Annotated in this window: 10 protein-coding genes; 7 read left to right on the top strand and 3 right to left on the bottom strand. The window is 62.6% G+C overall.

The window, feature by feature from the left end; genetic code table 11:
* Nucleotides 1-590, top strand: a 590-nt coding sequence (locus VLR48_RS18505) for an ABC transporter permease (protein ID WP_325293195.1), incomplete at its 5' end; no start/stop codon positions are given.
* 20 nt (nucleotides 591-610) lie between these two features.
* On the opposite strand, the gene VLR48_RS18500 is transcribed toward VLR48_RS18505, so the two are convergent.
* Together VLR48_RS18500 and VLR48_RS18495 are read right to left on the bottom strand one after the other, a co-directional pair.
* Nucleotides 611-1,006: a septal ring lytic transglycosylase RlpA family protein gene (locus VLR48_RS18500; RefSeq protein WP_325293194.1), complete on the bottom strand. Its 396-nt coding sequence runs from the start codon at nucleotides 1,004-1,006 to the stop codon at nucleotides 611-613.
* A 394-nt stretch (nucleotides 1,007-1,400) separates the two neighbouring features.
* Nucleotides 1,401-4,043, bottom strand: a complete 2,643-nt coding sequence (locus tag VLR48_RS18495; RefSeq protein WP_325293193.1) for a glycosyltransferase — start codon at nucleotides 4,041-4,043, stop codon at nucleotides 1,401-1,403.
* A gap of 361 nt (nucleotides 4,044-4,404) precedes the next feature.
* On the opposite strand from VLR48_RS18495, the gene VLR48_RS18490 reads away from it, so the two are divergent.
* Nucleotides 4,405-5,469 carry a cytochrome-c peroxidase gene (locus VLR48_RS18490; protein WP_325293192.1) on the top strand — a complete coding sequence of 355 codons (1,065 nt, stop codon included), beginning with the start codon at nucleotides 4,405-4,407 and terminating at the stop codon, nucleotides 5,467-5,469.
* Nucleotides 5,470-5,759: 290 nt separating this feature from the next.
* Here VLR48_RS18490 and VLR48_RS18485 read toward each other — a convergent pair whose 3' ends face one another.
* Nucleotides 5,760-5,963, bottom strand: a complete 204-nt coding sequence (locus VLR48_RS18485) for a (2Fe-2S)-binding protein (RefSeq protein ID WP_325293191.1) — start codon at nucleotides 5,961-5,963, stop codon at nucleotides 5,760-5,762.
* Nucleotides 5,964-6,084: 121 nt separating this feature from the next.
* Between VLR48_RS18485 and bfr (VLR48_RS18480) the strand changes: the two genes are divergently transcribed.
* The 5 genes from bfr (VLR48_RS18480) to pufA all read left to right on the top strand — a co-directional run bounded on the left by bfr (VLR48_RS18480) (nucleotide 6,085) and on the right by pufA (nucleotide 8,547).
* Nucleotides 6,085-6,549 (top strand): bacterioferritin, encoded by a 465-nt coding sequence (gene bfr / locus VLR48_RS18480; RefSeq protein ID WP_325293190.1) that lies wholly within the window; start codon nucleotides 6,085-6,087, stop codon nucleotides 6,547-6,549.
* Nucleotides 6,550-6,574: 25 nt separating this feature from the next.
* The gene (gene bfr / locus VLR48_RS18475; protein ID WP_325293189.1) at nucleotides 6,575-7,060 is read left to right on the top strand and encodes a bacterioferritin; all 486 of its coding nucleotides are present in this window, start codon (nucleotides 6,575-6,577) and stop codon (nucleotides 7,058-7,060) included.
* Between the two features lie 278 nt (nucleotides 7,061-7,338).
* Nucleotides 7,339-7,788, top strand: coding sequence for a hypothetical protein (locus VLR48_RS18470; RefSeq protein WP_325293188.1), 450 nt, complete (start codon nucleotides 7,339-7,341; stop codon nucleotides 7,786-7,788).
* A 408-nt stretch (nucleotides 7,789-8,196) separates the two neighbouring features.
* The gene (locus tag VLR48_RS18465) at nucleotides 8,197-8,340 is read left to right on the top strand and encodes a light-harvesting protein (protein WP_093028040.1); all 144 of its coding nucleotides are present in this window, start codon (nucleotides 8,197-8,199) and stop codon (nucleotides 8,338-8,340) included.
* A 12-nt stretch (nucleotides 8,341-8,352) separates the two neighbouring features.
* Nucleotides 8,353-8,547 (top strand): light-harvesting antenna LH1, alpha subunit, encoded by a 195-nt coding sequence (gene pufA / locus VLR48_RS18460; protein WP_007194989.1) that lies wholly within the window; start codon nucleotides 8,353-8,355, stop codon nucleotides 8,545-8,547.
* The last annotated feature ends 116 nt before the right edge of the window (nucleotides 8,548-8,663 follow it).

The following is an 8,663-nucleotide window of genomic DNA, read 5'->3' as shown; positions in this document are numbered from 1 at the left end:
ATGTCGACTGGGTGCTACCCGGCGTGCTGGCGATGAACATCATGTTCTCCAGCCTTTGGGGTGTCGGCTGGGTGATCGTGCGCTACCGCAAGAACGGTGTACTGCGTCGTCTGAAGGCAACGCCGCTGAGTCCCTGGGAGTTTCTCACCGCACAGGTGTTCTCGCGTCTGCTGGTCGTTCTCGGGGCGAGCTTGGTGGTCTATAGCGGTGCCAGCCTGTTGCTGGACTTCCCGATGCACGGCTCCTACCTGGCGTTGGCGCTGGTTTATGTGGCCGGTGCGCTCTGTTTGATCAGCCTCGGCCTGATCGTCTCCTCGCGTCTGCGCACCGAGGAGGTCGCGGACGGTCTGCTGAACCTCATCTCTTGGCCGATGCTGCTGCTCTCGGGGGTGTGGTTCTCGATGGAGGGGGCCAGCGGCGCGGCACAGCTCCTGTCGAGGTTCCTGCCGCTGACCCATATCGTCGAGGGTGCGCGGGCCGTCATGATCGACGGTGCCGGAGTGGTTCAAGTCCTTCCCCAGATCGGCCTCCTGGCCGGTCTAGCACTCCTCTTCCTGACCCTTGCGGCCTGGATGTTTCGTTGGGAGTGAGGGGGAGGGACCTGCACGGATCAGGAGCCGCTTGCCTTCGGGACGCTCAACACCTCGACCTCGACCCTCGCCAGACCCTTCTTGATCATCCCCAGCTCGCGTGCGGCGCTGCGCGAGAGATCGATGATTCGGCCTTTCACGAAGGGGCCGCGGTCGTTGACCTTGACGACGATGCTCTTGCCGGTTTTCGTGTCCGTCACGCGGACCTTGCTGCCGAGGGGAAGGGTCTTGTGTGCTGCGCTGGGGATGTTCTTGTTGTAGATCGCCCCGCTTGCGGTCTTCCGACCATGGAGGCTGTCGTGATAGTAGGAAGCGACACCCTTTTGAGCGTGCCCCGGTTTGACGCGTGCCTCGGCATTCGGGCCCGAGACGAGAAGAAACACCCCGAGCGAGGCGAAGATCAGCGTTTTGTTCATGAGCAGGACCGTTTCTGCAATCGGCGATCCGGCGCCGCGGGCGGCGCATCGGATGCCGGTCAGTTGATTACCTGGCGGGCAGTGTAAGGGAAATCGCGTATAGGGTAAACCCTATATCGGGAAAACCCGGATCTCTGTCCGATCCCGGTCTGCAGATGGTCAGGGAAGGAAAGTGGATGGCGTGGCGGATCGGGCCAGCCCCCGGCGCACGAGATTCGCCCGCAGCGAGCGATCCGACGTGTCCAGTGATCAGGACATGGACTGTGCGCAGCGCGAACGGCTGAAGGATGAAGGGTGAAGATCTGAGACCGAGAACTGACAGCTGGAGGCAGGAGGCTGGCTGCAGGAGGCCTCCCGATCAAAACCGCCAAGCCCCACGCCGCATCAGCCCGCCCTAACGACCCTGCTCGACACGCGCTGTCGATCCCGCGCCCGTCATTTCCGGCATCGGCCCGACCAAGCTCGCCGGCAAGGTCTTGGCCGCGCTGATCAAAGATACCGCGACTGCGGCCAGATACGGGATGGACTGGACGATCAGGACAGCGACCCAGACCCGGACATCCAGCATGAAGGCGTCGTCGCGGAGCATGATCAAGGCGGCGGCGAGCCAGAAGGCGATGGCGAAGAGACCCTCCTCGCGGGCATCGGCCAGGGCGCGGATAAAGGCCGGGGCCTGCGCGAGCTTGGGGGTTCGGAAGAAGCCGAGACCTCCCGAGACGAAGCCGCCGAACATGGCGCGGGCGATCGTGTGCGAGAGGGCCAGCCCGGCCAGGCCGGCGGCGAAGCTTTGACGCAGGGTCGCGGTCACCCGACGCCGATAGAGCAGGAAGCTCTTCGACATCTTGAAGCCGAACAAGACCAAGGGCACCACGGCGACCGTCATGTAGGGCGGCGTGACCTGCAGCGGGAACATCACCATGGCCACGGACCAGGCCAGTGCCGCGAAGTTGAACAGGAGGTTGAAGCCGTCCGCGAACCAAGGCAGCCAGCCGGCGACGAAGTGATAGCGTTGCCCCGCCGAGAGCGTGGTCTTGCGGATCCCGAGGAGCTGATGGCGGTGGTGCTTGAGGGTGCGCACCGCTCCGTAGGCCCAGCGATACCGCTGTTTCTTGAAGTCGGCGAAGGTGTCCGGCATCAGGCCGCGCCCGTAGGTGCAGGGGATGTAGAGCGCCTTGTGACCTTTCTCGAAGACACGCAGTCCGAGCTCCGCGTCCTCGGTAATGCACCACTCTGCCCAGCCGCCGACGGCGTCGAGCGTCGGGCGGCGGATCATGGTCATGGTGCCGTGCTGGATGATGGCGTTGCGCTCGTTGCGGGTGACCATGCCGATGTGGAAGAAGCCGCGATACTCGGCCATGCACATCGCCTTGAAGGCGTTCTGGTCGGCGTCGCGGTAGTCCTGCGGGGCCTGCACGATGGCGACCTCGGGGTCTTGGTAGGCGGGTACCAGATGTCTTAGCCAGAGCGGCTGCACGACATAGTCCGCGTCGATGACGGCGATGACCTCGGCACGCGGGTCCGTTTCGCGCAGCGCGAAGTTGAGTGCGCCGGCCTTGTAGCCCGCGAGCGGATCCACGTGGAAGAATCGGAAGCGCTCGCCGACGGTTTCATTGAGATGCCGGCAATGCGCCTCGACCGGCTGCCAGACGGCGGGGTCCTTGGTGTTGTTGTCGATGACCAAGACCTCGAATCCCGGGTAGTCCAGCGCGGCCAAGGCGTCGAGCGTCTCGATCAGAAGCTCGGGCGGCTCGTTGTAGGCGGGCACGTGGATGGAGACGAACGGCAGCTCCTCGTCCGGTACGTCATGTAACGGGAAAGGTCGCCGCCACCGGCGTAGCCACAGCGCCTCTGCCCATTCGTGCGTCTCGGCCATGATCAGGACGATGACGCCGACCCCGCCGACAAGAAGCAGGATGCCGACGATGGCCGTGGCCGGCGTCATGTAGAGCCGTGTGTAGTCGTAGACGATCCAGACCGCCGCGGTGGAGATGGCATACATCACCAGGGCGAGGAAACCTTTGCCCTTGCTCGACAGGGTCGCGCTGTCACGGTAGAGAAATGCCAGAAGCAGGACAGCCATCACGACCGAGAGGCCGGCAAGCTCCTGCCAGTGCGGGATGCGCACGACGGGTTGGGTGAAGAGGAACTTGGGCTCGCGATCGGTGTTGTAGACGCCCCAGTAGGCGCCGGTGGCCCCTTCGAGCTTGGTCTTCCACGTCTGGTCGAAGGCCTCCATGACGTAGTAGACGTAGCCCGCCTGCTCGGCTTGCGCGAGGAAGCGGCGCAGAAACCGCGTTTGATTCGTCACCGACGCCTCGGCACCCCGATTGCGCCGTCCGTTGCTCGGCCAGCCGACCTCGCCGATGATGACCTCTTTGTCCGGAAACGCGGCTTTGACCTCGTCGTAGCGGCTGACCGCATAGGCCACGGCCTGTTCGACGGGGACACCTTCCCAATACGGCAGCAGGTGGACGGTGATGAAGTCCACATGATCGGCAAGCTCCGGATATTTCAGCCAGACATGCCAAGGTTCGGCCGTGCTCACCGGAAGCCAGGTCATCTTCCGGACCCGGTCAAGATAGGCGGTCAGCTCGGCGACCGAGACATCCTCGCGCAGGATTGCCTCGTTGCCGACCATGACGCGCACCAGATTCCGATACCCTTTGCTCAGGATCTCGCCGAGCCGCGCAATCTCGATCTCGTTGGCGTCCGGATCGGCTCCGATCCAAGCACCGAGCGTGACATTCAGGCCGCGCGCCGCAGCCAAGCGCGGGATCGCCGAGAGCGTGCTTTCGACCGAGTAGGTCCGCACCGCATGGGCGGTTCCCTGCAATAGGGCCAGGTCTTCGTCGATCTCCTCGGTGGTCGGGAAGTTCTTGACTGCCGGATCGTTGTGCGCACGCATCGGTGCGAACGAGAAGCCTTGGATTCGATTGGGCCAAGGCGGCTCGTCCGCGGGCCGATTGAGCAGAGCCCACGCAGCAACCGTCAAGAGGGCGATCAGAACCGGGATGAGGATGTTGCTTGAATATCTCACGAGCGCTCGGGCGGCATGGCCGGGTCGCACGCTGCCGAGCAGGGGTTGCAAGGGGCGGCGAACGGAGGGATTGGGGGCGGCACGACCTGATTCCTTGGAAGACAAGCTGTTCGAGCTCGAACCGGGGGCCGGACTTCATGTCGTGGCGCGCATCGTCAATGTTACGATTCCGTGTCACAACGCCGAGATGATAACGCGATTTCGATGCCGAAGTGAGTCGGGTTAGGGCGACATCCCGGGCGCCTACTTGTTTGCCGTTTCCCGCGACGCGGTTAGACTCGGTGCGGGTACGGCGCGCGCGGCGATTCATCCGCGGCGACTGCGCTTTCTTGGAGAACTGAGGACAAAAGAGGACAACTCGATGAAGAAGCGAATGATCGCCTTGGCCGTTTCGATGGGGTTCGTCGCGACCCTGACAGCAGCGGACGATTCCGCTCTGCGCGAGAAGGCGAAATCCGCAGGACTTCTCCCGATCCCCGCCGGTGTGCCCGAGGTGACAGGCAATCCGGTCACGCGCGAGAAGATCGACCTCGGACTCATGCTGTTCATGGATCCCCGGCTCTCGGCAAGCGGGGTCATCAGCTGCAACACCTGCCACAACCTCGGCATGGGCGGCGACGACAACCTCCCGACGTCGGTCGGGCATGGCTGGCAGACGGGTCCGCGGAACTCCCCGACCGTGCTCAATGCCGTGTTCAACGCCGCACAGTTCTGGGACGGTCGCGCCGAGGATCTCAAGGAGCAGGCCAAGGGGCCGGTCCAGGCCGGTGTCGAGATGGCGAACAAACCGGAGAACGTCGTCGTCACGCTCAAGAGCATGCCCGAGTATGTCGAGCGCTTCACAAAGGCGTTCCCGAACGAGCCGGATCCTGTGACCTTCGACAACATGGCCAAGGCGATCGAGGCCTTCGAGGTGACCCTGGTCACGCCCGGGTCGCCGTTTGACGATTGGATCGAAGGCAACGATGCGGCCATGATGGACGAGCAGAAGCAGGGCCTCGATCTCTACATCGAAAAGGGCTGCAGCGCCTGCCACTCCGGCGTCAACTTCGGAGGACAGGACTACTTCCCCTTCGGTCTGATCACCAAGCCGGGTGCCGACATCCTCCCGCCCGGCGACAAGGGCCGTTTCGAGGTCACCAAGACGGTATCCGACGAGTACGTCTTCCGTGCCGGACCGCTCCGCAACATCGCCTTGACGGCACCTTACTTTCACTCCGGTGCGGTGTGGGATCTGGGTGCGGCCGTCGCGCTGATGGGGACCGCGCAGCTCGGGACCAAGATCTCCGACGAAGAGGCGGCGCAGATCGTTGCCTTCCTGCACGCGCTGACCGGGGAGCAGCCGAAGATCGAGTATCCGATCCTGCCGGTGGAGACGGACGACACGCCGCGGCCGGATCTCTCGGCCTTGCCCGTCGCGAACTAGGGAGCGGCGGCTCGACGAACCGCAAAGCGTCGCGCACTTGAAGCGACGCGTTTCGACGTTATTTCACACGGGAGCAGGGCGGCTCGGTGAGTTGCCGAGCTTGATCCGTCTGAAAAAACCGCTTCATCAGCAACCACCGGTGCCGTCGCCGGCTCGGCGGCATGGCACCGCCGATTCTCGTCAGGGTACCGCACAGGCGTTCGCGGAGCGTGCGGGACTGAAGGGGCGGTGATCGGTCGGCGTTTCGCATCGGATAAAGTGTGCTCTCGCGCGAGGTTGGCGGTGCAGGATCACGAAAAGGCGGCAGCCGGGACCGCTTGTGATCGGCGGCTTTCGGCGACCCTTCGCAACAACGCCTTCGCGCAGTTGCCGCAGCGACCGCAGTCGCCGGGTACGCCTAATTCCTTCCTCAGGTCGGCGAGCCTCTCCGTTCCTCGCTCGCCCGCCGCGATGATCTGGCGTTCGGTAACGGCCTGACAGACGCATACGTACATGAGACTTCCCCGGCATTCCCCTTGGTGTTGAGAAAATAATAGGAACGATTCGCATTTGTGTCAAGATGTTCTTCGGCGCATCTTCAATCATTCTCTGCAAAGGTCTAAAGGTCGAGTTCAGATGAAAACCCAACCCTCCATCAATCAGCATCACAACGCGGTGCTCAAGGAAGCCCTGACCGCGATCAATCAGTACTTCCTGCACGCGCGGATGCTCGGCAACTGGGGCTTCAAGACGCTCGAGAAACGGGTCTACCACGCCTCGATCGAGACCATGAAGGAGGCCGACAAGATCGTCGAGCGCGTCCTCTTTCTGGAAGGACTGCCGAACCTCCAGGATCTCGGCAAGCTGCTGATCGGGGAGGATGTTCCCGAGATCCTGCGGTGCGATCTCACGATGGAGCTGCGTTATCGCGAAGCACTTGCCGGCGCCATCGCCCACTGCGAGCAGCAGGGTGATTTCGTGAGCCGGCACCACCTTGAAGAGATCCAGGAGTCGAGCGAAGAGCGAATCGACTGGATCGAGACTCAACTGTCGTTGATCGAGAGCGTCGGACTGCCGAATTATCTCGAGTCGGCGATCTGACCACAGCTGCCCCGGAGACCCAGACATGAAAGGTAACCCCGAAATCATCGCCCATCTGCAACGCCTACTCTCCAACGAACTGGCCGCGATCGATCAGTATTTCATCCACTCGCTCATGTACGAGGACTGGGGTTTCGACAAGCTGTTCGCGCGCATCGAGCACGAGGCCACGGAGGAGAAGGAGCACGCCACGATGCTGATCCGGCGCATGCTGTTTCTCGAGGCGACGCCCGATCTCAGTCAGCGCGACGGATTGCGCGTGGGTACGAACGTGCCGGAGATGTTGGCCAACGACCTCCAGGTCGAGTACGAGGTCGCGGCAGCGTTGAAAGAGGCGATCGTCTGCTGTGAGCAGCACAAGGATTTCCAGACGCGGACCGTTCTGCTGCAACTGCTCAGAGACACCGAGGAAGACCACGCCGACTGGCTCGAGCAGCAACTCGGATTGATCGATCGGGTGGGACTCGAGAACTATCTTCAGTCGCAGATGCACCCCTCCGGTCCGGCCTGACCCTGGCCTGGTCCTCCGTCGGCGATAGGGCGGCGATCCGGCGGCGGACCATTGGAGATCCAAAAACGGGAGGTCCAACAACGGATCTCCCGGCGCAAGTCGTGAATCTGCTCTCTCCCCCCTGCGCGAGGATCCGGAGTCGAAAACCCGCTGCCGAGCCGCGGGACGGATCGGTGACAAGCGTAGGGTCCAGCCATACAATCCCCCGCAGTCTTTGGGGAGACGCCGATCCACGGCGCCTCCCGGCTTCAACGTCGGTCTGTCGGGAGAAGACATCTGTGAAATACGCTGCAAAGAGAACCTGGCCGGACAAGCCTAAATCCTGGGAGGCCAAGGGCGAGGCGGAAACCGCCGAGGCCTTCGCCCTGGGTTTCGCCGCCGACCAGGGCCTCGGGCTGGGAACCGAGCTGGTCGTGATCGAGCGAGAAGGCGAGGACGCCGAGATTCAGTTCTTCAAGATCGCCAACACCTCGCCGTATCAGCTCGTGCAGGCGGAGCCGAGGGCCGGTGCGGGAGGCGCGCCGCGACAAGACGCTCTACCCGAGCCGTCGTCAATGGGTTCGAGCGACGCGGGGGAGGAGGGGCGTGCGGAGGTCGCCGCCACGCCCATGGACAACCTGCGCCCCTTCAAGACCATGATCCTCTATATGATCAAGGTCGCACTCGTAGCGTTCGGTGCCATCTATGCCCTCGGGTACCTGTTTCGCTATCTGCGGTCCGTCCTCTGAGCCGATCCCGCGTGGGCGATTCTTCGCCCACTCCCGCAGTCTCCCGCCTTCGCCACTCGTAGTCCTCGCCGATCATCCGGGGCGTGCCCCGACTGTCCTTGCCTCCTCGCGCGATGCGCTGACCCTGCTGCTTACCCAAATGCCTCGATGCTGCGCTGACGCAGCGTTCCTGCGGCTGAATCGCGCCCTTTCCGCCCCTCCCGCCTTTCCCTTATTTTTTTATGTAAAAGGAACTTGACATCTCAGCCTGTCAAGCTAAGATGACACACAAGGACAGCAAGTCAGTCCGAACGTTCCGGGACATAAGGAACGCAGATGTGTTTCGTGGAGGTAGTCGGTGCCACGGAGGATCGCTCCCCGATCGATATCGGCGGCGCATTCACTCATTCTCACGACGGAGCTTAAACCATGGCTGAGCAAGCAAGCCTTTCGGGTTTAACCGAGCAGCAGGCGAAAGAGTTTCACGAGCAGTTCAAGATCACCTACACCGCATACGTCGGCCTTGCCGCGCTGGTGCATCTGTTCATCATTGCAGCCAATCCCTGGTTCTAAGAGGAGAGACCCATGAACGTATTCGACTACAAACCTCTTGAGCAGGACTATCGCATTTGGCTGGTGCTGAACCCCGCCACCTGGCTGATCCCGATGTTCGCCGCCCTGCTGGTCATCGCGCTTGCCGTTCACGTCTACGCCTTCTCGTTGCCGGGCAATGCTTGGACGCCGGCTGCCCCGGTCGCCGTGGAAGCTCCTGCTCAATAAGACACTTGGTTGCCGATTTCTGAAACGGCGCCGTACTGACACCTCTCTATCGGAGATACATCGATGGCCGAGCAATCCTTGTCGGGTTTGACCGAACAACAAGCAAAGGAATTCCA

The sequence above is a fragment of the Thiocapsa sp. genome (assembly GCF_035467215.1).
GTDB lineage: Bacteria > Pseudomonadota > Gammaproteobacteria > Chromatiales > Chromatiaceae > Thiocapsa.
The sequence above is the reverse complement of the archived record's forward strand: the minus strand, read 5'-3'. Positions and strand labels throughout refer to the sequence as shown.